General features: G+C 66.9%; 21 protein-coding genes. 13 read left to right on the forward strand and 8 right to left on the reverse strand.

Annotated elements, in window-relative coordinates:
• Window positions 1-130: 130 nt before the first annotated feature.
• Window positions 131-619, reverse strand: a complete 489-nt coding sequence (locus LOK44_RS25385) for a hypothetical protein (RefSeq protein ID WP_237572863.1) — start codon at window positions 617-619, stop codon at window positions 131-133.
• Window positions 620-733: 114 nt separating this feature from the next.
• Between LOK44_RS25385 and LOK44_RS25390 the strand changes: the two genes are divergently transcribed.
• A complete protein-coding gene (locus LOK44_RS25390) occupies window positions 734-1,567 on the forward strand; it encodes an arylamine N-acetyltransferase family protein (protein ID WP_237572864.1) in 834 nt (277 codons plus the stop codon).
• 1 nt (window position 1,568) lies between these two features.
• Here LOK44_RS25390 and LOK44_RS25395 read toward each other — a convergent pair whose 3' ends face one another.
• On the reverse strand, window positions 1,569-2,603 hold the full coding sequence (locus LOK44_RS25395) for an acyl-CoA dehydrogenase family protein (protein WP_237572865.1): 1,035 nt from the start codon (window positions 2,601-2,603) through the stop codon (window positions 1,569-1,571).
• Entirely contained in the window at window positions 2,600-3,766 is a 1,167-nt protein-coding gene (locus LOK44_RS25400) for an acyl-CoA dehydrogenase family protein (protein ID WP_237572866.1), read from the reverse strand. Before LOK44_RS25400 ends, LOK44_RS25395 begins: the two co-directional genes overlap by 4 nt.
• 85 nt (window positions 3,767-3,851) lie before the next feature.
• Here LOK44_RS25400 and LOK44_RS25405 point away from each other — a divergent pair, with 85 nt between their 5' ends.
• Both LOK44_RS25405 and LOK44_RS25410 read left to right on the forward strand, forming a co-directional pair.
• Window positions 3,852-4,775: a helix-turn-helix domain-containing protein gene (locus LOK44_RS25405; RefSeq protein ID WP_372481326.1), complete on the forward strand. Its 924-nt coding sequence runs from the start codon at window positions 3,852-3,854 to the stop codon at window positions 4,773-4,775.
• Between the two features lies 1 nt (window position 4,776).
• Window positions 4,777-5,298 carry a dihydrofolate reductase family protein gene (locus tag LOK44_RS25410; RefSeq protein ID WP_237572868.1) on the forward strand — a complete coding sequence of 174 codons (522 nt, stop codon included), beginning with the start codon at window positions 4,777-4,779 and terminating at the stop codon, window positions 5,296-5,298.
• Between the two features lie 3 nt (window positions 5,299-5,301).
• Here LOK44_RS25410 and LOK44_RS25415 read toward each other — a convergent pair whose 3' ends face one another.
• Entirely contained in the window at window positions 5,302-5,922 is a 621-nt protein-coding gene (locus tag LOK44_RS25415) for a TetR/AcrR family transcriptional regulator (protein ID WP_237572869.1), read from the reverse strand.
• A gap of 296 nt (window positions 5,923-6,218) precedes the next feature.
• Window positions 6,219-6,806 carry a TetR/AcrR family transcriptional regulator gene (locus LOK44_RS25420; RefSeq protein ID WP_237572870.1) on the reverse strand — a complete coding sequence of 196 codons (588 nt, stop codon included), beginning with the start codon at window positions 6,804-6,806 and terminating at the stop codon, window positions 6,219-6,221.
• 88 nt (window positions 6,807-6,894) lie between these two features.
• Here LOK44_RS25420 and LOK44_RS25425 point away from each other — a divergent pair, with 88 nt between their 5' ends.
• Together LOK44_RS25425 and LOK44_RS25430 are read left to right on the forward strand one after the other, a co-directional pair.
• A complete protein-coding gene (locus LOK44_RS25425) occupies window positions 6,895-7,329 on the forward strand; it encodes a nuclear transport factor 2 family protein (RefSeq protein ID WP_237572871.1) in 435 nt (144 codons plus the stop codon).
• Window positions 7,326-8,162 (forward strand): Rossmann-fold NAD(P)-binding domain-containing protein, encoded by an 837-nt coding sequence (locus LOK44_RS25430; RefSeq protein ID WP_237572872.1) that lies wholly within the window; start codon window positions 7,326-7,328, stop codon window positions 8,160-8,162. Before LOK44_RS25425 ends, LOK44_RS25430 begins: the two co-directional genes overlap by 4 nt.
• A 14-nt stretch (window positions 8,163-8,176) precedes the next feature.
• On the opposite strand, the gene LOK44_RS25435 is transcribed toward LOK44_RS25430, so the two are convergent.
• Window positions 8,177-9,070 (reverse strand): LysR family transcriptional regulator, encoded by an 894-nt coding sequence (locus tag LOK44_RS25435; protein ID WP_237572873.1) that lies wholly within the window; start codon window positions 9,068-9,070, stop codon window positions 8,177-8,179.
• Window positions 9,071-9,209: 139 nt separating this feature from the next.
• Here LOK44_RS25435 and LOK44_RS25440 point away from each other — a divergent pair, with 139 nt between their 5' ends.
• From LOK44_RS25440 to LOK44_RS25450, 3 genes are all read left to right on the forward strand, one after another.
• Entirely contained in the window at window positions 9,210-10,304 is a 1,095-nt protein-coding gene (locus LOK44_RS25440) for a tartrate dehydrogenase (RefSeq protein ID WP_237572874.1), read from the forward strand.
• Between the two features lie 89 nt (window positions 10,305-10,393).
• On the forward strand, window positions 10,394-11,998 hold the full coding sequence (locus LOK44_RS25445; protein ID WP_237572875.1) for an SLC13 family permease: 1,605 nt from the start codon (window positions 10,394-10,396) through the stop codon (window positions 11,996-11,998).
• Between the two features lie 736 nt (window positions 11,999-12,734).
• Window positions 12,735-14,207, forward strand: coding sequence for a carbon-nitrogen hydrolase family protein (locus tag LOK44_RS25450; protein WP_237572876.1), 1,473 nt, complete (start codon window positions 12,735-12,737; stop codon window positions 14,205-14,207).
• On the opposite strand, the gene LOK44_RS25455 is transcribed toward LOK44_RS25450, so the two are convergent.
• On the reverse strand, window positions 14,204-15,745 hold the full coding sequence (locus LOK44_RS25455) for a MarR family transcriptional regulator (protein ID WP_237572877.1): 1,542 nt from the start codon (window positions 15,743-15,745) through the stop codon (window positions 14,204-14,206). The genes LOK44_RS25450 and LOK44_RS25455 overlap by 4 nt on opposite strands.
• Before the next feature lie 564 nt (window positions 15,746-16,309).
• Between LOK44_RS25455 and LOK44_RS25460 the strand changes: the two genes are divergently transcribed.
• A complete protein-coding gene (locus LOK44_RS25460; RefSeq protein ID WP_237572878.1) occupies window positions 16,310-17,500 on the forward strand; it encodes a cytochrome P450 in 1,191 nt (396 codons plus the stop codon).
• A gap of 17 nt (window positions 17,501-17,517) precedes the next feature.
• Here LOK44_RS25460 and LOK44_RS25465 read toward each other — a convergent pair whose 3' ends face one another.
• Window positions 17,518-18,180, reverse strand: coding sequence for a TetR/AcrR family transcriptional regulator (locus LOK44_RS25465; protein WP_237572879.1), 663 nt, complete (start codon window positions 18,178-18,180; stop codon window positions 17,518-17,520).
• A 107-nt stretch (window positions 18,181-18,287) separates the two neighbouring features.
• Between LOK44_RS25465 and LOK44_RS25470 the strand changes: the two genes are divergently transcribed.
• From LOK44_RS25470 to LOK44_RS25485, 4 genes are read left to right on the forward strand one after another with little or no spacing between them, the layout of a single operon-like run.
• The gene (locus tag LOK44_RS25470; RefSeq protein ID WP_237572880.1) at window positions 18,288-19,433 is read left to right on the forward strand and encodes a VOC family protein; all 1,146 of its coding nucleotides are present in this window, start codon (window positions 18,288-18,290) and stop codon (window positions 19,431-19,433) included.
• The gene (locus tag LOK44_RS25475) at window positions 19,430-20,368 is read left to right on the forward strand and encodes a fumarylacetoacetate hydrolase family protein (protein WP_237572881.1); all 939 of its coding nucleotides are present in this window, start codon (window positions 19,430-19,432) and stop codon (window positions 20,366-20,368) included. The genes LOK44_RS25470 and LOK44_RS25475 overlap by 4 nt, the downstream gene beginning before the upstream one ends.
• Window positions 20,365-21,936, forward strand: coding sequence for a bifunctional 3-(3-hydroxy-phenyl)propionate/3-hydroxycinnamic acid hydroxylase MhpA (mhpA, locus tag LOK44_RS25480; RefSeq protein WP_237572882.1), 1,572 nt, complete (start codon window positions 20,365-20,367; stop codon window positions 21,934-21,936). Before LOK44_RS25475 ends, mhpA begins: the two co-directional genes overlap by 4 nt.
• Before the next feature lie 44 nt (window positions 21,937-21,980).
• Window positions 21,981-23,816 carry an acyl-CoA dehydrogenase gene (locus tag LOK44_RS25485; RefSeq protein ID WP_237572883.1) on the forward strand — a complete coding sequence of 612 codons (1,836 nt, stop codon included), beginning with the start codon at window positions 21,981-21,983 and terminating at the stop codon, window positions 23,814-23,816.
• The last annotated feature ends 60 nt before the right edge of the window (window positions 23,817-23,876 follow it).

A 23,876-nucleotide genomic window follows, 5' to 3' on the forward strand; every position in this document is an offset into this window, starting at 1 on the left:
CCTCGGTCGGTTCGACGTCGTCGTTGGCGCCCACGGAATCCCCCTGCTGGAATTGGAACGTGTTCTAGTTTCCATGGTAGCGGGGGCGCTCATGTCAGGCCAAATGCTTGCATTGGGCCGACGAGGTCACTCAGATCTTGGCGATGAACTCCGAGGTGTAGAACTCCGCCGGGGTCTGCGAGAACGGCGCAGGCCGCTGCATGATGATCCACGCGCCGGTGGCGCCCTCTTGGACAGGGCCCGACAGCGTGGTCCTGCCCCCGCCGATGCCGTCGGTCTGCAGGCTGCCGGTGATCACGCCAGGTGCGCCGGGCGCGCAGCCGATGGACGGCCGCGGAAGCTGGATGATCCGGACGTCGTAGCGGGTGTTGGGCTGGCCGGTCGCCAGGTCGACGTCCGCTGACACGGTCGATCCCGTTGAACTCAGGTAGGCGGTACCGCGGCCGTAACCCCGCGCATCGACCCAGTTCGACTCGATGAAGTCGCACGACTTGTAGTTGCTGAGGAGCGGAACCAAGGTCTTGCCCGAGCCGCCGTCCGGGGCTGCCGAGGCGACCGCCGGGTTCGCGATTGCCAGCGCCGTCGCCGCCGTGACTAGCGCATACGTCATCTTGCCCATGCATCCATTGTGCTGTGAGGGTCCTGCCAGCGCACAAACTTGCAGGCGAGTGCAGGTCGGCGGCTTCCGCCGGGGTCTTGACCTCAACCCGCATTGAGGTCGCACCATGTATCCATGACCTTCGAGACAGGCGCTTACCTCGATCGGATCGGCCACGTCGGACCCGTGGATCCGACTCTGGAGACGCTGCACGCGCTGGTCGCCGGGCACGGCCGGTCGATCCCCTTCGAGAATCTGGACCCGTTGCTGGGCGTCCCGGTCGACGATCTCAGCGCACCCGTGCTGACCGACAAATTCGTCGACCGCAGGCGGGGCGGCTACTGCTACGAGCACAACGGCCTGATGGGTTACGTGCTGGAGGCGCTCGGCTACGGCGTCGAACGTCTCGCCGGCCGGGTGGTGTGGATGTCCGCCCCCGATGCGCCGCTGCCGGCGATGACCCACAACGTGCTGTCGGTGACCGTGCCGGGGGAGGACGGGCGGTTCCTGGTCGACGTCGGCTTCGGCGGGCAGACGCTCACCTCGCCCATCCGCCTCGTCGCCGGACCGGTCCAGCAGACCCGGCACGAGCCCTACCGCATCGTCGAGGCCGACGGCGAGCAGTTGATCCTGCAGGCGCAGGTGCGCGGGGAGTGGCAGCCGCTCTACATGTTCGGCACGCGGCCGCAGCCGCGCATCGACCTGGAAGTCGGAAGCTGGTACGTCTCAACGCATCCCGCGTCGGTGTTCGTGGTCGGACTATCCGCAGCCCTGGTCACCGACGATGCCCGCTACAACCTGCGCGGTCGCAACCTGGCGATCCACCGCGCAGACGGCAGCGAGAAGATCCGGCTCGAGTCGGCGACCGAGGTCCTCGACCAGCTCGGAGAACGCTTCTGCATCGACCTCGACGACCTCGGTGACCGCAGCGTCGTCGAAGCCCGCGTCGAGCAGGTCCTCGACTCCTGAGTCAGCCCCCGACGCGCCCTACCACCAGATCCCAAGGGTCGCCGGCCAGCGCGAGACGCCCAAGCCGACGGGCATGCACACCGGCCGTGCCGAACTCGTCGGACCAGCTGCGGGCGCGCATCGTCGCCAGCCACAGCCGGTGCTCGATGGTCACGCCGATCGCGCCGTGCAGCTGGTGTGCCGTGGTGGTGACCGGGGTGACCGCCCGGCCGACCGCGATCTTGGCCGCCGTCACCGCGTAGTCGGCCTGTGCGCTGCCGAAGCCGTAGTCGGCTACCGCGGCCGTCGCCAATGCCGTGACGGCGCGGGCACCTTCGACTTCGCCGAGCAGCCCCGCCAGTGCGTGCTGCACGGCCTGGAACGCCGACAGCGGGCGGCCGAATTGCGTGCGTTCGCGGACGTGCGTCGCAGTCAGCGCGGCGGCGGCGTCGAAGGACCCGACGATCTGGACGCAACGCGCCCACGCGCCGCGGCGCATCAGCTCGTCGTGGACGGTCACCGGCAGGCGTACCGCGTCGTCGATGGCGACGTCGAATTCGACTGTGCCGCGCGGTTCTCCGGCGAGGTTGGCCGTCACGTCGACGGCCGCATCACGCAGCACGGCGGCATACGTGGCGTCGTCGGTACGGGCGGCGAGCAGCACCGTCGGCACCTGCGGCCACGGCACCGAGGTCGCAGTCCCGACCAGCCGTCCGTCGGCGACGGCCGCCGAACCCATGGCGACCGTCATCGGACCGTCGGCGGGAACGGACAGCTCTGCCGCGCCGGCCAGCCATCCGGCCATCACGTCGGTCTCGGCCAGCGGCGCGGCGACGCTGTGGCGGGCGAGCCCGTGCAGCACGACGGCCACCTCGGCAGGCCCCGCGTCGCCTCCGCTGAGGAGGCGGGCCAGTCCGGTCTCCTCCAGCGCCCGCCACGCCTCGTCGTCCACGGTCTCGGGAACCGTCGGCGTCGAGGGTCGCGCGTCGAGGGACCGACGGCCGATGTCGTCGATGAGTTGACGCAGTTCGTGGTCGACGTCCGAGTTCGTGCTCATGCCTTGCCCGCCCCCTTCGCCACGATGCCGCGAAGCACCTCGTTGGTGCCGCCGCGCAGCGTGAACAGCGGCGAGTGCACGCGCGCGGTGGCCAGCATCGCGCGCAGCGGTTCAGCCCTGGGGCCCTCGACGGCATCGATGAGGTCTGCGGCGATCTCCACGGAGTCCTGTTCGAAACGGGTGCCGAGATCCTTGACCATGGCCGCCCGGGTGTTCGCATCCTGACCGTCGGTCAGCGCCCTCGCCACCGACGCCGACAGCTGGCGCAGCGAGATCATGCGTGCGATCAGATCGCCCACCTCCGCGGCGGTACGGTCGTCGGTACCGCAGCGGCCCAACGCCCGGACGATCTCGAACAGCAGGGTCGCGGTGGACAGGATTCGTTCCGGCCCGCTGCGTTCGAAGCCCAGCTCGGAGGTGACCTGGTGCCAGCCGTCGCCGATCTCGCCAAGGACGTCGGCGTCGGTGAGCGCGACGTCGGTGAACAGCACCTCGTTGAAGTGGTGCTCGCCGTTCATCAGCACGATCGGGTCGATCGTCACGCCGGGGAGATCGGTTGGGACGATGAACTGGCTGAAGCCCGCGTGCCTGTGGTCGGGGTCGAGCGGGCTGGTGCGCGCGAGCACCACGATCTGGTGGGCTTCGTGTGCGCCGCTGGTCCAGACCTTGGTGCCGTTGAGCAGCCAGCCTCCGTCGTCGGTGCGGGCGGCCCGGGTGCTGACGGCGGCGAGATCCGACCCGGCGGCGTGCTCGCTCATCCCGATCGCCGAGTAGAGGCGGCCCTCGGCGATGCGGGGCAGGAGCCGCCTGCGCTGCTCCTCGGTGCCGTAGGCCAGGAGCCCGGGGGCGACCTGGCGGTCGGCGATCCAATGCGCTCCCACGGGTGCGCCGTGGGCGAGCAGTTCCTCGGTCACGACGTAGCGGTGCAGGTACCCCGTGCCGTCGGCCGGCGCCCGTCCGCCGTACTCGGCCGGGATGGTGAGGCCGATGAAACCGGCCTCGGCGAGCCGGATGCTGAAGTCGGTATCCCACTTCGACAGCCAGCAGTCCACGGCGGGTTGCCAGCCGTGCGCCGCCCGGTCGGCAGCGAGGAAGGACCGCACCGCGGAACGCAGTTCGGCGAGGTCGTCGTCATTGGCGCACAGCGCGTCGAATTCGGTCACTGAGCCCCACCGTACTGGCCGCGCTCGGGTGGCCGGACGGAGCAGGAAAGATCATGTGCACCGACCGTGCCCGCGGCCATACTCGATCGTTGTGAGCGATCAACCGAGTGGCCCTCGCCGACGGGACCGTCTCAGGGAACTGCTCGACGCCGTCGTCGACTCCGGCAACGCCGACGTCGGGGAGATGGCGCGCAGTAGTTTCGCGTCGGAGTTCCACTTCTCCCGTCAGGTCAGCAGGCTGACCGGCGAGCCGCCTGCGGCGCTGCGCCGACGGGTGATGCTCGAGCGGGCGGCGTGGCGGCTGCAGCGCGGGGAGGGCGTGGCGGCCGTGGCCGCCGACGAGGGATGGTCGTCGCCGGAGGTGTTCTCCCGGGCCTTCCGCCGCTCCTACGGGGTGCCGCCGTCGCAGGCGGCCGACGTGGACTTCTGGCTGACCGCGCCCAACGGCCTACACTTTCATCCCCCGGAGTCGTTGTGGCTGAGCGACACTGGAGACGCGAAACCGCCCGACGTGTCGCAGCTGATGGTCGCGCACGACGTCGCCGACACGCAGTACCTGATCGACAAGTCCGCCGAACTCACCGAAGATCAATGGGAGGAACACCTCTCGCCCGGTCAGGTGGTGCTCGACTGGGACGGCGAGGAACCCAGCGTGGCTGCGGTGCTGGGGGCCGTGGTGTGGACGAAACGGGTCTGGCTGGCCAGCATCGAGGGCGCCGACCAGCCCGAGCGCGAATCGATCCGAACCGCAGTCAAACTCGCCGAGGACCACCGCACCGTCTCCGCCCGGTGGACGGCGATGGTCGCCGATCACGCCGAACGAGGACGCCTGGGCGACACCGTGATCGACGCGCTGTGCGACCCGCCCGAGTCGTTTCAGCTCTACGGCATCGTCGCGCACGTCCTGACGTATTCGGCGCACCGGCGAGAGGTCGCTCGCAGCATGCTCGCCCGCCACGGCGTAGTGACCGGCCGCGGCGACCCACTGGACTGGATGAGAGGAAATTGACATGGCATGCGTGTACTTCACCGCATCGAGCCTCGACGGCTTCGTCGTCGACGAACAGGACAGTCTGGACTGGCTGACGTCCCGCCAACACGATCCCGACGGGCCGTTCGGCATCGACGCGTTCATGGCGAACGTCGGCGCACTGGTGATGGGATCGGCCACCTACGAGTGGATTCTGGGGAATCACCCCGGGCCGTGGATGTACGACCAGCCTTCGTGGGTGCTGACCACCCGACCCGAGATCGTCGCCGAGGAGCACCCGGTGCAGACGTTCTCCGGCGAGATCACCGACGTCTACCCCAGAATCCGAGAGGCGGCCGACGGCAAGGACGTCTGGCTGGTCGGAGGGGGACGGGTGGCCGCCCAGTTCACGGCCGCCGGACTCGTCGACCAGATGATCGTGACCTACGCGCCGTGCTCACTGGGGAGTGGAGCACGTGTGCTGCCGGTGCGCTCGGAGTGGAAGCTGGCGGAGTCGGCGGTGAACGGAGAGTTCGTCTGCGCCCGCTGGGTCGCGGCGTAGCGGCTACTGCGACGGCACGCCGAAGCGGTTGACGAATTCCCTTGCTCTAATCAGGAATTCGATCTGCTCGGCGACGTCGTGCAGCGGCTCGGTGCTGCGCAGGGAGCGGCAGAGTACGACCGCGCCTTCCAATGCGGCGATGCTGGTGATCGCCAGCGATTCGGCGTCGGCGCTCTCGAGGCCGTCGGTCACGAACGCGCGCGCCATCGCGTCACGCCAGTGACCGAACACGGTGCCTGCAACACCGACGAGGTTGGGCTCGTCGTCACCCGAACCGATCGCAGCCGCCATCACGGGGCACCCGGCGGCGAAGTCATCGTCGATCAAGCTGCGGTCCCAGAACTCGATGAACGTGCGGATCAGCGCGATGCCACCCTTGGCGACGGCCTCGTCGATCAGCGCGGTGATCGAGTCGCCGGCCATCCGAAGCGCCTCGGTGAGGATCTGATTGCGACCGTCGGGAAAGTGGTAGTACACCGATCCGCGCGGAGCGCCGCTGCGCGCGAGAACCTCGTCGATGGTCACGCCGGCGGCGCCGCGCTCGCGCAGCACGTCGACCGCGCTGTGCAGCATCTTGGTGCGGGTGGCGCCCCGTTTGGTGGGGGTGCCCGTACGGGGCTGCATCAGGCAGCGATGCCCGGGCGGAGCAGTTGGTGCAGTCGACTGTGCACTCGGCTGGGGTAGGTCTTCGGCGAACCCGGACGCGACACGGTGCGCGTGAACCGGAGTCCGAGAACGTTCACTTCAACGGTCCACATGCTGCGCTCCTCGTCGTATGTCGTTCAGCATAGAACCGACAACACACTGACGCAGCGCTTGTATTCCGGATCACATCCACTTTGCCACGAACGGCAGGTGAAACGGGTTGTGCGGACAAACCGGGCCGGCCAGCGGATTATGGTCTAAAACATAGAAAGCGCTCACGCTTTGAGTGCCCGCACCAGCATCTCGGTGAGTCCGTCGAGATAGCCGGGCTCGAGACTGCCGTCGCGGACGAGCAGCCGCCAGTAGATCGGCGCGGCCAGCAGGTCGAGCGCCAATTCCATGTCGATGTCCGAAGCCACCTCGCCGCGATCGATCGCACGGAGCAGGATCGCCCGCCCTCGCTCGCGACGCGGCCGGCCGATCATGTCCTCGACGACGTCGCTGAGTTCGGGGCTTCGGGCCATCTCGGCCACGAGGTCGGCCAGAATCGACGAAAACCGGGGGTGGGTGAGCCACTGCGCGATCGCCTCCACCGACGCCCGGATGTCTCCTTCGAGCGATCCCGTGTCCACGAACTCCGCTTGTCCGACGCTGAACTCGGCGATGACGGCCAGGGCCATGTCCTTCTTGGAGGTCCAGCGGCGGTACAGCGCGCTCTTGCCGACCCCGGCGCGCTTGGCGACCGCCTCCATCGACAGCCGCGCATAGCCGCGCTCTGCCAGTTCGCAGAGAACGGCTTCGGTGATCGACCGGGTGATCTCCGGCTGCAATACGGCTGCGCCGAGGGGAGTGCGACGGGTCATCGCCCGACTATACCGAGTGGACGATACGGACCCGTCCGGCGTATCTTGACGATGGGACGGTACCGTATCGTCCTTCGAAGGAGGAGTGATGAACGCCCAAGCAGTGGTCGATCGAGCACTGGAACTCCTGATAGCCCAGGACGTGGCCGGCTTCGCAGGCCTGTGGGCAGAAGACGGAGTGCTGGAGTTCCCGTTCGCGGCACCCGGCTTCCCCAGACGGCTAGAGGGACGCGCCGCCGTGGCCGAATACATGTCCGGCTACCCGGACATCCTGCGCATCAGGGAGTTCCCCGCAGTGGTGGTGCACCAGAGCGTCGACCCGGACGTCGTGATCGTCGAGTTCGAGGCCGCAGGCACGGTGGTGGCCACTGGAGCCCCGTACCGGATGAGGTACATCGCGGTCATCACAGTTCGCGACGGTGAGATCGGGTCCTACCGGGACTATTGGAGTCCGGCTGCCGCGGCAGAGGTCGTGGGTGGATCTTCCGAGCTGAGCGACGCATTCGCAGGCGGCACTCCATGACCGGCGTCCTGGTCACCGCCGCCACCGGAACCACCGGCAGCCGGGTGGCTGCCTTCCTCGCCGCTTGCGACGTGCCCGCCCGGCTCGCGACGCGCACACCGTCGGCGCCCGGCCAGGTCCACTTCGACTGGGCCGACCCGTCGACCCACGCAGCCGCGCTGCGGGGTGTGTCGGCGATCTACCTCGTAGCCCCGGTCGGCATGGCCGATCCCGTCGGGCTCGTCGGCCCGTTCCTCGACGAGGCGCTGCGACGAGGCGTTCGACGCGTCGTGCAATTGAGTTCGTCCGCGGTCCCCGAGGGCGCGCCCGGATTGGGCGAGATCCATCGACTCGTCCGAACGACGATGCCCGAGTGGACCGTGCTGCGGCCGTCGTGGTTCATGCAGAACTTCACCGGTGACCACCTGGTGGCCCGCGGCGTGCGCGAGGGCGAGATCGTCACCGCCACTGGAGACGGCAAGGTGGCGTTCGTAGACGCGGCCGACATCGCCGCCGTCGCCGGGCGTGCGCTCGTCGACGACGTCGCACACGACACCGAGCACGTCATCACCGGTCCGGAGGCGCTCGCCTACGACGACGCCGCGGCGATCATCGCCCGTCAGACCGGTCGCACGATCCGGCACCGGTCGGTATCGGCAGAGGAATGGGCTCGCCGCATTGCTGCCGACGGCATCGAGCCCGAGTACGCGCGCGTGCTCGCCGACCTGGACGTCGCGATCAGCGCCGGCGCCGAGGACCGCGTCACCGACACGGTCCTGCGCGTCACCGGAAGGCCGCCGCGCAGCTTCAGTGCCTTCGTCAGAACGGAATTCGGTGCGGAGGCCGTGGCCTGACGGATTGACGCTCGCTACGACGACCCATTGCCAGCGCCGTAGGCGATGGCGACGTCCATCAGCGCCTTGGCCGGCGCGGTGAGGTGACTGCGCCGACTCACCGCGGCGACGTGCAGGTACGACTCCGGGACGATGCGCTGCACCCGGGCACCCGACAGTCGGGCCGTACGGGTCCATGCCGACGGCATCACCGCTTGGCCGAAGCCGTTGAGGACCATCGGCAGGATCGACGTGCGGTGGGCGACCTCGGCCGCGATGGTGACCTGAACTCCCTCGGCGAGAACGTCGTCGACGAGCGCACGCATCAGTGACCCACGCTGCGACACGATCAGCCGGCTGCCGCTCAGATCGTGCCGGTGTACGACGCCGCCGTCGGGACCGCCATCGGGTCCCGAGATCAGCACCAGCGCTTGGCTTTCCAGCGGCACGACGGCGAGGTCTAGTGCGCGAACGGATCCCGCAGAACCCAGGACGCCGATCTCCGAGTCGCCCGAGCGCACGCTCGCGACGATCTCCTCGGGCGTGAAGCCCGCCTGGGAGTTGATGGTCACGTCGGGATGGCTCCGGGCGAAGGTCGTGAGGATCGTGGTCAACGGTTCCATGCCCGGCGACGGCATCGTGATTAGGTCCACCCGGCCGCCGCGCAGATGCTTGAGTTCGTTCATCGCCTCGGTCGCCTCGTCGACGTCGCGCAGGACCACCCGGGCCGGTCCGATCAGTGCGCGGCCGGCGTCGCTGAGCACCACACCGCGATTCACCCGGTGGAAGAGCGGCATCCCGAGTTCCCGTTCGAACCCCGCGATCGCCTGAGAGAGCGACGGCTGCGCGACCATCAACTCCGCTGCTGCCCTGCTGAAGCTGCCGTGGTCGACCACCGCGAGGAAGAACTTCAGCTGCCGGACCTCCATGATGAGCCACCTCACGTCGTCGTATAGGTGGAGCCTATGCGGCCGATTGCAATCTCGTCGTGGACCCGGGGACCCTCGGCGTCATGCAATGGGAGCACGCCGTGGTGTGACGTGCACTACACCGATGACTGGAGGCCTGATGGCTCGACAGACGTTCCAGATCGCCGCAATCCCCGCCGACGGCGTCGGCAAGGAGGTCGTGTCCGCCGGGCGACGGGTGCTCGACCGGCTCGCCGAGCAGTCGGGGGATCGGTTCGCCTTCGAGTGGACGGAGTTCCCGTGGGGATGCGACTACTACGAGCGAACCGGCCGGATGATGGCCGAGGATGGCCTCGAGATGCTCAAGCCCTTCGACGCGATCTACTTCGGCGCGGTCGGGTGGGAGAACGTCCCCGATCACGTGAGCCTGTGGGGTCTGCGACTCGCGATCACCCAGGGCTTCGACCAGTGGGCCAACGTCCGGCCCGTCACCTTCCTTCCGGGAGTCACCTCGCCCCTGCGCAAGGCCGACGACACCGAACTCGACTGGGTGGTGATTCGCGAGAACAGCGAGGGCGAGTACGCCGGACTCGGCGGCCGCAACCTCAGCAGCCGCGGGCCCGGCAACGAGGTCGCCCTGCAGACCGCGCTGTTCACCGAGAAGGGATGCGAACGCATCATGCGCTTCGCCTTCGACATGGCGCGCACGCGCACCGTCAAGAAGGTCTCGAGCGTCACCAAGTCCAACGCCCAGCAGTACGGAATGGTGTTGTGGGACGAGGTCTTCGACCGGGTCGCGCGTGACTACCCCGACGTCGAGACCGAGAGCGTGCTCGTCGACGCCATGAGTGCGAAGTTCGTGCTGCACCCCGAACAGCTCTCGGTCGTCGTGGCGTCGAACCTGAACGCCGACATCCTGTCCGACCTCGGCTCGGCTCTGGCGGGCAGCCTCGGCCTGGCGTCGAGTGCCAACCTGAATCCCGAGCGGCGGTTCCCCAGCATGTTCGAACCCGTGCACGGTACGGCGCCCGACATCGCCGGGCAGGGCATCTGCAATCCGATCGGCGCCATCGCCAGCGCCGCGCTGATGCTCGACCACCTCGGGCTGGCCGACGAGGCGCGCATGGTCGACGCGGCGATCGAATCCACCACCGCCGGCGGCGTGCTGCCCCGCGATCTCGGCGGCACCGCGACCACCGACGAGGTCACCGACGCGATCATCGCCGCGCTGAGCCGGGCGCTGCTCGACGCCTGAACTCGGATGGACCGGATTGGCCGTTCGCCACCGCAGGCGGCCCGGCGGGCCTGATCCTTGACGAGGACCCACTACGCCACGGAGGAGCCATGACAACCGAAAACAAGCCCCGGCGCACGGACGTCGACAAGGCGCTACTCGGCAGCGCCACCTACCGCAGTCTCGGTGAACAGACACTGTCTCCCGCGGAGGAGCGGTTCGAGAAGGGCCGGCGCACCATCGGCCTCTTCCTCGCCCCGGTGGTCACCATCGCCTTCCTAGCGCTACCGCTGGGGATGGAACCGCAGCAGCAGACCCTGGCCGGCGTGCTGCTGGGCGTCATCATCCTGTGGATCTCCGAGGCGCTGCCGATTCCGATCGGCGGTCTGCTGGGCGTCGCCATCATCGTCTTCCTCGGCGTCGCACCCGCGGACGACGTCCTCGGCGCATTCGGCTCGTCGACGATCTTCACCTTCATCGGCGCGTTCATCCTCGCCCAGGCGATGCTCAAACACGGTCTGGCACGGCGGTTCGCGTTCCGCATCCTCGCCCTGCCCCGGGTCGGGCAGTCGACCACCGGCGTCATCATCGCGTTCGGCGTGATCACCGCTCTGCTGTCGGCGTTCGTGTCCAACACCGCGACGGTGGCGATGATGCTCCCCACCGCACTGGGCATCCTGGGCGTCATCGCCAAGCTCATGCAGAGCCGTGGCACGGTCGAGGAGGACTTCGACCCGCTACGCCTTCGCGTCGGCGCGGCCATCATGCTGATGCTCGCCTACGGCGCCAGCGTCGGCGGTCTGCTCACTCCGGTCGGCAGTCCGCCGAACCTGATCGGGCGCGGGCTGATCGAGGAGGCCACCGGCGAACGAATCAGCTTCGCGCAGTGGATGGCGATGGCCGCACCGATCTGCCTGCTGATGTTCATTGCGCTGGCGTTCATCGTGATTCGGCTCAACCGGCCGGAGCTGAAGCGGATCGAGGGAATCGCGGACTACGTCGCCGAGCAGCGCGCGGAGATGGGAAAGCTCTCCCGCGCCGAGCGGAACACCCTGATCGCGTTCGGCGTCACGGTGACCCTGTGGATCCTGCCCGGCATCGTGGCATTGGTCGCCGGCAACGACTCCGACGTCTACACCTGGGTGAGCGACCGCCTCGACGAGGGCATGGTCGCGGTGTTCGGGGCGGCGCTCCTGTACCTGCTGCCGATCGACTGGGAGCAGCGCGAGTTCACGCTGCGCTGGAAGGACGCCGCCGACATCGACTGGGGCACCATCGTCCTGTTCGGTACCGGCATCATCTTTGGATCCCTGCTCGCCGCAACGGGTCTGGCCGAGACCATCGGGACGTCGGTCGACAGCGCGCTCGGGTTGACCAGCGTCGTACCGATCACGATCTTCGCGGTCATCCTGGCCATCGTCGTGTCGGAGACGACGAGCAACACCGCCTCGGCCGCCGTGGTGGTGCCGATCATCATCCCGGTTGCGGTCGCCGCCGGTGTGAATCCGTTCGTCCCGGCACTGGCCGCTACCTTCGCCGCCTCGTTCGGCTTCATGCTGCCGGTGTCGACGCCGCAGAACGCCATCGTCTACGGGTCCGGCGCGGTGCGCATAACCACGATGATCCGCACCGGGTTCACGTTCGACGTGCTCGGCGCGATCCTGATCATCGTGGCCCTGCCCGTGATGATCGCGCTGATCGGGTTGGGGAGCTGACGGGCGGTTAGCAGCAAACAGTTCGGCCACCACGTGCGGCGCCTCCTCCATCTCGGGTACGTCGAGCTGTGTCCCGTCGCTTGGAACTGCCCCGGCATGCCCTTCTATTAGTCATTCCGCGTTCCGCAGAAACCAGCGCTGTCAATTCGCGGGACTTCGACGCGGTCCACTAGGACTGGTGTCGTCCACAGCGCCCGTCGAACGACGTCCTGCGGTACGCATGCAAACGGGAACGTTAGTCAGGATTGCGGGTGCTTCAAACGTTTTACTTTTAGGCGAGGGCAAAATTTGCGCTGAGTGTCAATCACCAGGGGACGCGAGCGATCTCTGACACCTGGGGATTTAAGGCGAGCAAGGTGTTCTAAGCGGCCGAGACAGAGATTTAGAACGCATCGATGCCGACCGCGTCACGGAGGTCGAAACAGGAACCCACCGCGCCACCCCGAGCGAAGGCGCGTAGCAGGATGGAGTGACCCTCGACCCGCATGTGTGCACCGAGGCGACTGATGTGCTGCGCGCCCGCACATCCCGGGATCAGGCAGCGCACCCAGTCGCCGGTTTCAAAGACATCCCATGATCGCCACCGCACACCATTCGATTTCGGTGTAGCGAATGGCGAACATGTCTCGCAGCCGCTTCGCAGAAGCCCTTGCGACGCTGTGCGTGTTCTACCGTATTGTCACTAGCGATCTGCTGCCATCCGCGTCAAGCGGTCGCGAGAAAATGGAGGTGCCCGGTGGATGTCTGCGACGTCATCGAAGCGCTTGACGAAGGTTGCAGCCTGACAGACGCGACGAGGTGGCTTGGCGTCGAATGTCTTCAGAACCGGGCAACTCTTCGACGCGATCTATACATCGACCTCTCCGACACCTGCACCCATCTGCTAGAGATTGCTACCACCGAAAGCACGGTTATCTGGAATGCGAAGGGGGATTATGTAGAACCACCGAGCGAAGGCCTACGTGAGGCACTGATGAGGCTTTCAATGACACCCGAGCTGGCCGCCTTAACGGTACTGAGAGGAATCTGTCGGGGCGCAGCGCGCGACTATTTTGCTAGCGTATCGCGTATCGTCAGCTTCGAACGTGGTTCGATTGTCCCGCTACCTGAGCGCCGATTGGCTAAAATCGAGCCGAGTGCTCATACGGCAGTACCTCCGGAGCCGGGACTCCCCCCAAACCCGCTGCGAACTCATGCGGGGCTCTTAGGCGAATCCGGCTTCATCATTTGGGACACCGAGGACTGGATACTCGAACTCGACTTTACGTTTCGCGACCGCTTGGACATGGTGTGTGCGATTCCGATTAACAGAGAGGGTGAGAGCAACGAAAAATCGGGTCAGGTATTTGACCTTCCCAAAATGGCAACAGTTCATCCCGTAGGCTCCGATGATATGGCACCGCCGGATGAATCGACGGCGCCAACATTCTTTGGGGTGCACCCAACCGTTTCGCAATCATGCGACGCCCAGGCCGTGCACCGACGTGTTTTCGAGTCGCTAACCAGGGTCCCGAAGGATGTCCCTATTGCCGTTCTTCCGGAATTTTGCCTACTCAGCCCAGATGGGCTCGACGCGCTTGTGGAAGTCGATGGACGGGAAATTCCGGCGGTTGTCGTGGCTGGCAGCGCCCATACGGGCGCGGCAGACAGGCAAAAGCGAGCGAACACATCGCATGTATTTTTGGACCGGTACCGTATTATGAGCACTTCAAAACACGAACCATTCGTTTTAAGTTTGAAGATTCCCGGCGGCGACAAGATCGACTTCCGTGAAGACATAAGCCCGCAGGACCCGCGAGTAATTCGGGTCGCCGCAGGAACAGCGACGCGACTAACGATTGCCATCTGCTCCGACCTGAACTCCATCGAACTGGTAGGCGCAATGACGAAGGCGGGTGTCAACATCTTGCTCTCGCCTTCTTGGTCCCCGAAAATTGGTGCCGCGGCAACTGGCTTGACGCAGCTCGCCGGTTACTGCCAGTGTGTGGGCCTCGTTGCAAATACGCCTGGTCACCTCATGGCTTTCGGCAAGCCTACCTTCTGGGCATGTACGGCGGTGCCACGTGATTCAAATCAAGCACACGTTCATTTCAACGGCGAATGGGACCTCGACCAGAAGAAGTATCACGAAGCAGCATCACCAGTGGTGGGGATACTCAACCCTAACTTGATTAGTACCGATCCCGGCTATTGGACGTGGCTTTACTAGACCCTGATCAGAGCTGCTTTGAGACGCGGCTCGCCAGCCATTTCGTCCGCGGATTCCACACCCCGCTCGGTGGTATAGGTCCACTCTGCAATCCGCCGGACGTCCTCAATATGAGATTGGTCCGCCCAATTACTCATCAGACTTGGAATCCAAGGATCAATAGGCAGTAGTAAGCGTCCAGCCTTCGAACTTGCGACTTCAAACAAGCCCCGAATAGCTTCAGCGGGTTGGTCTACATCTTTTGCGAGTTTCCCCATGCCAACCCAGCACGCAGCGATCCCCGCTGGGCTCTGGAGATCAACATATTGCTGCATTGATTCGTGGAATAACTCGACGCTCTCAGCGGATCTCGCGGCATCTCCGGCCGTACCAAGCTCTCGGGCGATAACTGCTCTGCGACGAGTATTTAGCGCTAGGCCGGGGCGAGTAGAGGCCATGTGGGGGTGCGCACGCGCAGCAAGTTTCCAGGCTTGATCGAGATCGTCAGCCGCAAAGTTGACGGCGCTCAATGCAGTAAGACTGAACCCGAGAGTTCGTGGCCGCTTCAATGCTTCTGCCAGTTCGACCGCTTCGTTCAATACTTCTGCAGAACGTTTGTAAGCACCTGTGCAACGTAGGGCATCCCCGAGTTGAAGCAACACGTCCGCTCGACAGGTCTCGGCTGAACAATCCGCTGCATAAAGTAACGCTCGCTCCAAGATGGCGATTGCATCAGCAAAGTTGCCGCGCAGTCTCTGGCAGAAGCCTTGGATTCGAGTCGCCTCGGCGCGGCCGTAGGTGTCGTCGTACACAGTGAAAATTGACTCCGCGAGTTCAGCTTCGTCCAATGCGACACCGAACTCGGTCTGCTGTCGCCAGAGCGCTGCAATGGCGAGTCGTGCCCACCCTTCGCGGGGCGCCCAGTCGTGTGTTCCGTCCATATCGCGGCATCGGCGGAATATAGTTGCTGCAGCAGTCAGATGCTCAATCCGATCGCGTTCAGGCAGACTATCGCGGCAACCGAGTTCGTAGTCTAGACAAGCGGTCGCCGGCGCTACCAAATCAGGTTCAACCGGCGTCTTGCCGGTGGCGATTCGACTCAGAGCTTCTAGGTGAGGAAGTATGTCGTTTACACCGTCGCCATGCTGACGCAATGTAGTTACTAGCTCACGCCGCGCTACTAACGCCAAATCATTGAACTCGGCCGCAGATGCTTGCTCCAACACCCGGCTGAGGCGATCAATCGCATAGGCCTGATCGTTGCCCCGCCGACGGGCGCGTACTGCGGCAGCGATGACAAGCCCGAGGTACTGCCGCTGTTCCTCGACTTCGGAGGGTGATGCAACCTCACCCCCGTTAAACACTTTTTCTACGCTCGCAAGTCGGTAGTTTCTGACTCGACCGTCATCAGGGTTCTGCTCGAACGTAACCAGTTGCGCCTGCAGCAGGTTGGCGAGTATGCGAGATACGACAGTGGTACTACGGTCCAGCGTGGCTGCGATTTGCGAGGGCGTGCTGTTGGGCTTCTTTTCGAGATAGCGAATGATCTGACTGCGCAATGACTCAGTCTGGGGCACTGGCGTTCGACGGACGGTATCGAGTCGACGCCGCCCGAGTTCGTCTTGAACAGCAACCCACTCGGCGCTGTCGACCTCGCCGGCACGTGCGAGTGCGGTCAAGCGCCGAGCAAGTTCATCCGACCCGATGTCACTTAAGGGTGAAGCTGCCTCGAGTCGGTCCATGTCAGCCCACACTGCCACCAAGTGCGGGGCATGTCAATGACATGTATATCACATATTCAGGGAGCCGTGGAGCCGATAGTCAGTGTCGTATGGCCAGCATCCGCGCTGCTCAGTTGCTGCGGAGGTTAGGCGAGGCGCGACAGCTCGATTGCGCCGAGCAGCGAGGAATAGCTCGTTGCCGATATTGAGTTCCTTAGAACCGGTCGAGGCGCCTCTCAAGGGCCCGCCGGCCGGGGTGAGGACGCGGGCACCCCTTGAGCTTGCGTGTCTTCACCATTCGGACACCTCAACGCGCATTGACTGACGGATCAGTCGTATGTGACGATATCGTCAGTCACTGCGCCGAAGGGTGGCGCCCGGACGAGCCGATCGGAGTCAGCGATGCGCCGCGCTGCGCCCTCAGTACCGACCTATCGCAGTGACGTCTACGCGGATGCGGCCTTGCGAGAACCACATCCGCACTATCAGCGCCTGCGCGAGTTGGGCTCCGTGGTCTGGCTGCCACGACAGCGGGTCTTTGCCCTGCCCCGATACGCCGAGTGCAAGGCCGTCCTGCGTGACGACGGCACGTTCGAGTCGGGGCACGGCGTGGCGCTCAACCCGGTGACGAACCGTCTCTCGCGCGGCACGACGCTCAACAGCGACGGCGCCGAGCACGACCGTCGCCGCAAGCTGGTGGCCCACCGTCTGCTCCCGCGGGCCCTGCGCTCCATCAGTGACACCGTCGACGAACTGGCCGCCGACGTCGTCGACCGAGCGCTCGCCCGCCGCGACGTCGACGGCGTCGACGACCTGGCCTCGGCGCTTCCGCACGCGGTCGTGCCGGACATGGTGGGCTGGCCACGCGACCAACGTCAACACCTACTGCGCTGGGGCGCTGCGACATTCGACGTACTCGGACCACTCAACGTTCGAGCGATCCGCGCCGTCCCCGCCAGCCTGCACATGCTCCGCTTCACCCGGAAGGTGCTTCGCGACGACGACGTCATCGACGGCAGCATGGCCGACGAGCTGATCGCAGCCGTGGACGAGGGCACCTTGTCGCGGGCCGAATGCGCCCGCTTGATGATCGACTACATCGCCCCGTCGCTCGACACGACGATCAGCGCGATATCGAGTGCGCTGCACCTGTTCGCCACGCATCCCGAGCAGTGGCAGCTGCTCCGGGACGACCCCGCGCTCATCCCCAACGCGATCAACGAGGTCGTCCGGTACGAGTCCCCGCTGCGCGCCTTCGGCCGCCGGGCGCGGTGCGCGAGCGAGGTCGGTGGTGTCGAGATCCCCGCCGGTGCCCGCGTGCTCGTGATGTACGCATCGGCGAACCGCGATGCGAGCGAATGGGATTCACCGGACGTGTTCGACATACGGCGGGACGCCGGACGTCAGCTCGGCTTCGGCAACGGCGCGCACGCCTGCGCTGGGCAGGGCCTCGCGCGGCTCGAGACCACCGCGATGCTGCGCGCCCTGCTCGATCGCGTGGAGCGGATCGAGACGACGGGACCGCCGGAGTGGGCGCTCAACAACATCATTCGCCGTCACGCCCGTCTGCCGCTACGGCTCGTCGCGGCCTGACGCAAACGGGAAACGGTTCAGGCCGCAGAATCCGGGTGGATCAATGCGTCGAGGTCGGGCAGCGGGCGTTGGCAGATCTCGCGCGCTTCCTCGGGTGGGACGCCCAGCAGCCGCAGCAAATCCTCGGTCGTCTTGTCGGCGGTGGCCGCGTCGTCCCGGTCCGGTTGGTCGCGGATGAGGGCGCCCATCCCCATGAGGGCGCCTGCCGCGATCGCCAGCGCGAGTTCGGGATCGTCGGCGGTGAACCGGCCGGCCTTGGTGGCGGCTTCGATGTCCCGGAGCGCCCGAGGTGCCAGCCCCCGCTCGGACGCCATCAGCGACAGGCCGTTGGCCAACAGGATCTGGGCCTCCTGGGGGCGCCGACGGAACAGCCGACCGGTCAAGCGGAAGCTGCACGCGAACGTCTCGGCGGGATCGTCGATCGCCGCGGTGAGTTCCTCGAGCAGAGCCCCGTGGGCGTCGAGGGCCTCGGCGACGGCGGCTTCGAACAGCCGCTCCTTGCTCTCGAAGTGGTTGTAGAACGAGCCCATGCCAACGTCCGCAGCCTGGGTGATCTCGAGGACGGGGACGTTGACCTTGCCCTCGGCGATGAAGGTCTGCGCCGCCGCGATCAGGGCCGCGCGGGTGCGCTGCTTGCGTCGCTCGAGGCGGTTGACGGGCGCGGATGACTCCTGGGGCATGTGGGTCCTCTCGGTTCGTACGCTCAGATCATAACTGAGGATTTCGTCAGATTCCCTTGACTGAGAGCAGCGTCGTATGTGACGATTTCGTCAGGAGGTGGCGAGCGATGACTGACACGCATGGGATCCACACCAGGGACACCCACACCGGTCTGCACAGCGAGCAGGGCGCGCACCGGGGCGAACACCCGGGCCGGTCCCGCAATCCGGTGATCAAGGTCCGCGACATCGCCTGGCTGGAGTTCGAGAAGCCCGACCTGATGCGGACCGAGGCGTTCGCGCGGGCGTTCGGCTTCCACACCGTGCTGAGCAGCCCGACCGAGCTACAGCTTCGCGGCACCGAACCCGGCGCGCCCTGCGTCATCGTCCGACGCGGCGCCCGGTCGCGCTTTGCGGGCGTCGCCTTCGCCGCCGACGACGAGATCGACGTGCTGCGCCTGGCCGACGCACTGAGCGCCCCCACGCGTGCACTGCCCGAGAGCATCGGTGGCCTGTCGGTCGACCTCGTCGACCCCAGTGGCGTCCCGGTGCGCGTCGTCGCGGGCACGCACGCGCTGCCACCCCTGCCTGCCCAGGAGCCCTTGCTCCTGAACACCGGCCGCGACGTCCGGCGCGTCAACGCCACCCAGCGGCCGCGCCGGGTCCCGGCACGCGTCCAACGCCTGGGCCACGTCGTCCTGCAGTCGACCAAGTACCGCCAGACCCTGAACTGGTACCTCGACAACCTCGGCATGATCGTCAGCGACTTCCTCTTCTTCCCCGGTCAACGCGACCGCGGGCCCACGATGAGCTTCGTCCGCTGCGACAGGGGTGCCACGCCCGCCGATCACCACACCCTGGCGCTGGCGCTCGGACCCGCCAACCGCTACGTGCACTCGGCCTATCAGGTCGCCGACCTCGACGCGCTGGCCGCGGGCGGGGAGTACCTCGCCGAGCGCGGCTACACCCGATCGTGGGGCATCGGCCGCCACATTCAGGGCAGTCAATTGTTCGACTACTGGCGCGATCCCGACGGATTCCTGGTCGAGCACTTCGCCGATGGCGACGCGTTCGACGCCGACGTGGCGCCGGGCTGGGCACCGTTCACCGCGACTGGGCTCTCGCAGTGGGGGCCGCCCGTCTCCAAGGACTTCCTGGGGACCGACCCCAGATCCGCACGCCACGAGCTGGTTTCGATGCTCAGTGCGCTGCGCGACGACAACGAGTTCACCGCCCGCCGCCTCGTCGGCCTGTTGAAAGTAGCCACCTCGTGACGATCACCGTCCTCCGTACCGCCGACGCCTGGTGGGTCCGCACGGCCGCAGGCGCCGCCCGCGTCGACACCACCGCCGCCACCACCGCGGAACTGCTGGCCGATCGCGCCGCCGTCACCGCCGCCGCCGCGAGCGCCGACACCGTGGACGTCGCCACCCTGGCGCTGCTGTCCCCGGTCACCAAGCCGTGCCGCGTCATCGCGCAGATGACCAACTTCGAGTCCCACGTCCGGGACGCAGGCATGGACCCGAAGACGGTGCCGCTGACCTTCTTTCGCAAGTCCTCGGCGTCGATCAGCGGTCCGGTCGACGACGTCGTCAAGCCCGCGCACGTCCGGCTGCTCGACTACGAGGTCGAGATCGGGCTGGTGATCGGCCGGGAGGTTCCCGTCGGCACGTCGATCACCGAGGCCACCCTGTCCGAGATCGTGGCCGGACTCGTCATCACCAACGACGTGTCGGCCCGCGACATCCAACTGCCCCAAACGCAGTTCTACGAGGCGAAGTCGTACCCGACCTTCACGCCCGTGGGTCCCGCGCTGGTGCTGCTCGACGCCGGGGAACTCGCGCGCTTCGCGGACCTGCGGCTGCGACTCTCGGTCAACGGCGAGGAGCGCCAGAACGCACTCGTCGAGGGCGACATGCTCTACCGGCCGCTGCAGGCATTGCAATCGCTGATCCGGTTCCAGGACCTCAGCGCCGGCGACCTCATCCTCACCGGAACCCCAGTCGGCACCGCGCTCAGCGCCCCGCCCAAGCCCATCGAAATCATCGGTTCGCTGCTACCGCCCGCGGTCAAGTGGAAGGTGTTCTTCAAGCGCCAGGCCGCCAACCCGAAGTACCTGCAGAACGGCGACGTGATCGAAGCCCGCGTGGCCACCGACGACGGCTCGATCGATCTGGGGGTGCAACGCACCCCCGTCGCCTTCGCGTGAGTCCCGTTGCCGTGCGGCGCGTTCCGGTCGTCGTCATCGGTGCCGGGCCGACGGGCGTCACGGCGGCCACGCTGCTCGCCCAGTACGGCGTCGAGACGTTGGTGCTCGACCGGTGGTCGGCGGTCTACCCGCAACCCCGGGCGGTGCACATGGACGACGAGGTCGTGCGCATCCTGGCCCGGCTCGGCGTCGCCGACGAGTTCGCGGAGATCTCCAGACCCGCGCACGGGCTGCGGTTGGTCGACGATGCCCACCGCGTGCTCGTCGAATTCCGTCGCGACACCCGCGTCGGCGTGCACGGTTACGCGCAGGCCAACATGTTCGACCAGCCCGAGCTCGAGGCAGTGCTGCGCGCCAACCTGGCGCGCCACCGTCATGCGTCGCTGATCGGCGGCGTCGAGGTCACCGACGTCACCGCCTCGGACCGCGGCCAGATGCGCGTCACCTACGCCGACCGTTCGACCGGTGTCGAGCACGCCGTCGACGCCGATTACGTCCTGGGCTGCGACGGCGCGAACAGTCTGGTGCGGGACCGGATCGGCGCCGCGATGACGGACCTGCGGTTCCGGCAGCGCTGGCTGGTCGTCGACATCGAGACCGCGGCGGACCTCGGCCAATGGGGCGGCGTGCACCAGGTGTGCGACCCGGCGCGCGCGGCGACCTACATGCGCATCGGCGCCACCCGCTACCGGTGGGAGTTCCGACTACTCGACGGCGAGACCGCCGAGGACTTCGATGGGCTCAGTGCCCTCACGGGTCTGATCGCGCCGTGGATCCGAGGCGTCGACGCGCGCGAGCTGGAGTTGATCCGGGTCGCCGAGTACACGTTCCGCGCGCAGATCGCCGACCGCTGGAGCCGGGGTCCGGTGTTCTTGCTCGGCGACGCCGCGCACCTCACGCCGCCGTTCATCGGCCAGGGCATGGGCGCGGGGCTGCGCGACGCGAGCAACCTCGCTTGGAAGCTCGCCGCAGTCGTCCACGGTGACCAGCCGCCGAGCGTGCTCGACTCGTATGCCAGGGAGCGCAAGGCGCACGCAGCGCAGATGATTGCGTTCGCCCTCGCCGTCGGCTGGTCCATGACGGCGGGCGGCCGATTCGGCAACGCGCTGCGCCGGCTGGTGGTGCCACGCCTCGGCGTGCTGCCCGGCATCCGGGCCAAGGTCACCGACGGCGCCACCCCGGCGCTGCGCCGGTCCCGATACGTCGCCGCGCCGAGGCTCAGGCGCGGCCTGACTGGCACCCTGTGCCCGAATCCGTTGTTGGGCAACGATCGTCGGCTCGACGACGAGATCGGCCGCGGCTTCGCGTTCATCACCGCGACGGCCCCCAGCGCTCGTCAGCGCGACCTGCTGACGCGGCGTGGGGCGTCGGTCGTCGTCGCCGGAGGCGAACTCGCCGCGTGGCTGCGGCGGGGACGCGCCACCGCAGCGATCGTCCGCCCCGACCGCACGGTGATGGCAGCGGGTGCCGACCTGGAGCGCCTGGTGCGGCTCGTGCCGACCTTCCGGCCTGCCCCATTCGGCCAGGTCGAGTCACCGGTGCCCGGTTCGCTGGTTACCGACGGGTAATCGCGTCTACGCTTGAGCCGCAGTCGAAGGCGAAAGGCGCGAAAATGGGCCACTACAAGAGCAACGTCCGCGATCTGGAGTTCAACCTCTTCGAGGTGCTCGACCTCGAGAAGGTGCTGGTCAGCGGTGAGTTCGGCGACCTCGACGTCGACTCGGTCAAGGAGATGCTGGCCGAGGCGGCGCGGCAGGCGGAGGGGCCGCTGGCCGACTCGTTCGCCGAGGCCGACCGGCATCCGCCGACGTTCGATCCGCAGACCCACGCCGTCACGCTGCCCGAGGCGTTCAAGAAGTCGGTGCGGGCGTGGCAGCAGGGCGAGTGGTTCCGCATCGGGCTGTCCGAGGAAGTCGGCGGCGTTCCCGCACCGTCGATGGTGACGTGGGCCGTCAACGAGTTGGCGTTGGGCGCCCAGCCTGCCGCCTTCATGTACCTCGCCGGACCCGTCTTCGCCGACATCCTCTACCACATTGGCAACGACCGACAGAAGCATTGGGCGACAACCGCTGTCGAACGCAACTGGGGTTCGACGATGGTGCTCACCGAGCCCGACGCCGGCTCCGACGTCGGGGCAGGCCGCACCAAGGCGGTGCAGCAGCCCGACGGCACGTGGCACCTCGACGGGGTCAAGCGGTTCATCACCTCGGGCGACTCCGACGACCTTTTCGAGAACATCGTGCACATGGTGCTGGCCCGCCCGGAGGGAGCGGGTCCGGGAACCAAGGGGTTGTCCCTGTTCCTGGTGCCGAAGTTCCACTTCGATCCCGAGACCGGCGAACCCGGCGAGCGCAACGGCGTCTACGTCACGGGCCTCGAACACAAGATGGGACTCAAGGTCTCGGCGACGTGCGAGCTGACCCTCGGGCAGCACGATCGCCCCGCCGTCGGGTGGCTGGTCGGCGACGTCCACAACGGCATCGCGCAGATGTTCAAGGTCATCGAGTACGCCCGAATGATGGTCGGCACCAAGGCGATATCGACGCTGTCGACCGGCTACCTCAACGCGCTGGACTACGCCAAGACGCGCATCCAGGGTGCCGACATGACCCAGATGACGGACAAGGCCGCCCCGCGCGTCACGATCCTGCACCACCCGGACGTGCGCCGTGCTCTCATGCTGCAGAAGGCCTACGCCGAGGGGCTGCGGAGCCTGTACCTCTACACCGCGGCGCACCAGGACCCGTCGGCCGCAGCGATCGCCTCCGGCGCCGACGCCGCGCTGGCCGACCGCGTCAACGACCTGCTGCTCCCGATCGTCAAGGGCGTCGGGTCCGAGCGCGCGTACCAAACGCTGACCGAGTCGTTGCAGACGTTCGGTGGTTCCGGCTTCCTGCAGGACTACCCCATCGAGCAGTACATCCGCGACGCCAAGATCGACTCGCTCTACGAGGGCACCACCGCGATCCAGGCCCAGGACTTCTTCTTCCGCAAGATCGCCCGCGACCAGGGCGTCGCGTTCGGACACTTGGCCGGTCAGATCCAGGCGTTCCTCGAAAGTGACTCGGGCCGAACCGAATTGGTCGACGTGCGGGCGCGGCTCGCCGCGGCGCTGGCCGACGTCCAGGCCATGGTGGTCACCATGACCGGGTATCTGATGGAGTCGCAGCAGACCCCGCAAGAGCTGTATCGCATCGGATTGGAGTCGGTGCGCTTCCTGTTCGCCGTCGGCGACCTGGTGATCGGGTGGCTGCTGCTGCGCGGCGCCGAAGTGGCCCTCGATGCGCTCGACGGGTCGCCGGCGGAACGCGACCGGGCGTACTACGAGGGCAAGGTGGCCGTCGGCCGGTTCTTCGCCAAGAACGTCCTACCCCGCCTGGGCGCCGACCGGCGGCTCGTCGAGGCCGCCGACCTCACCGCGATGGACCTGCCCGAGGCGTCGTTCTAACCCCCGAAACGCCGCGAACGTCGGTTACCGCCACGGTTTTTCGAGGAAAGCGTGGCGGTA

The organism is Mycolicibacterium lacusdiani, assembly GCF_021916785.1.
Lineage (GTDB): Bacteria > Actinomycetota > Actinomycetes > Mycobacteriales > Mycobacteriaceae > Mycobacterium > Mycobacterium lacusdiani.

What these genes read in the sequence shown, in the direction of transcription:
- LOK44_RS25385 (WP_237572863.1), bottom strand. Translation starts at nt 619, where the DNA reads ATGGGCAAGATGACGTATGCGCTAGTCACGGCGGCGACGGCGCTGGCA.
- LOK44_RS25390 (WP_237572864.1), top strand. Translation starts at nt 734, where the DNA reads ATGACCTTCGAGACAGGCGCTTACCTCGATCGGATCGGCCACGTCGGA.
- LOK44_RS25395 (WP_237572865.1), bottom strand. Translation starts at nt 2,603, where the DNA reads ATGAGCACGAACTCGGACGTCGACCACGAACTGCGTCAACTCATCGAC.
- LOK44_RS25410 (WP_237572868.1), top strand. Translation starts at nt 4,777, where the DNA reads ATGGCATGCGTGTACTTCACCGCATCGAGCCTCGACGGCTTCGTCGTC.
- LOK44_RS25415 (WP_237572869.1), bottom strand. Translation starts at nt 5,922, where the DNA reads ATGCAGCCCCGTACGGGCACCCCCACCAAACGGGGCGCCACCCGCACC.
- LOK44_RS25420 (WP_237572870.1), bottom strand. Translation starts at nt 6,806, where the DNA reads ATGACCCGTCGCACTCCCCTCGGCGCAGCCGTATTGCAGCCGGAGATC.
- LOK44_RS25425 (WP_237572871.1), top strand. Translation starts at nt 6,895, where the DNA reads ATGAACGCCCAAGCAGTGGTCGATCGAGCACTGGAACTCCTGATAGCC.
- LOK44_RS25430 (WP_237572872.1), top strand. Translation starts at nt 7,326, where the DNA reads ATGACCGGCGTCCTGGTCACCGCCGCCACCGGAACCACCGGCAGCCGG.
- LOK44_RS25435 (WP_237572873.1), bottom strand. Translation starts at nt 9,070, where the DNA reads ATGGAGGTCCGGCAGCTGAAGTTCTTCCTCGCGGTGGTCGACCACGGC.
- LOK44_RS25440 (WP_237572874.1), top strand. Translation starts at nt 9,210, where the DNA reads ATGGCTCGACAGACGTTCCAGATCGCCGCAATCCCCGCCGACGGCGTC.
- LOK44_RS25445 (WP_237572875.1), top strand. Translation starts at nt 10,394, where the DNA reads ATGACAACCGAAAACAAGCCCCGGCGCACGGACGTCGACAAGGCGCTA.
- LOK44_RS25460 (WP_237572878.1), top strand. Translation starts at nt 16,310, where the DNA reads ATGCGCCGCGCTGCGCCCTCAGTACCGACCTATCGCAGTGACGTCTAC.
- LOK44_RS25465 (WP_237572879.1), bottom strand. Translation starts at nt 18,180, where the DNA reads ATGCCCCAGGAGTCATCCGCGCCCGTCAACCGCCTCGAGCGACGCAAG.
- LOK44_RS25470 (WP_237572880.1), top strand. Translation starts at nt 18,288, where the DNA reads ATGACTGACACGCATGGGATCCACACCAGGGACACCCACACCGGTCTG.
- LOK44_RS25485 (WP_237572883.1), top strand. Translation starts at nt 21,981, where the DNA reads ATGGGCCACTACAAGAGCAACGTCCGCGATCTGGAGTTCAACCTCTTC.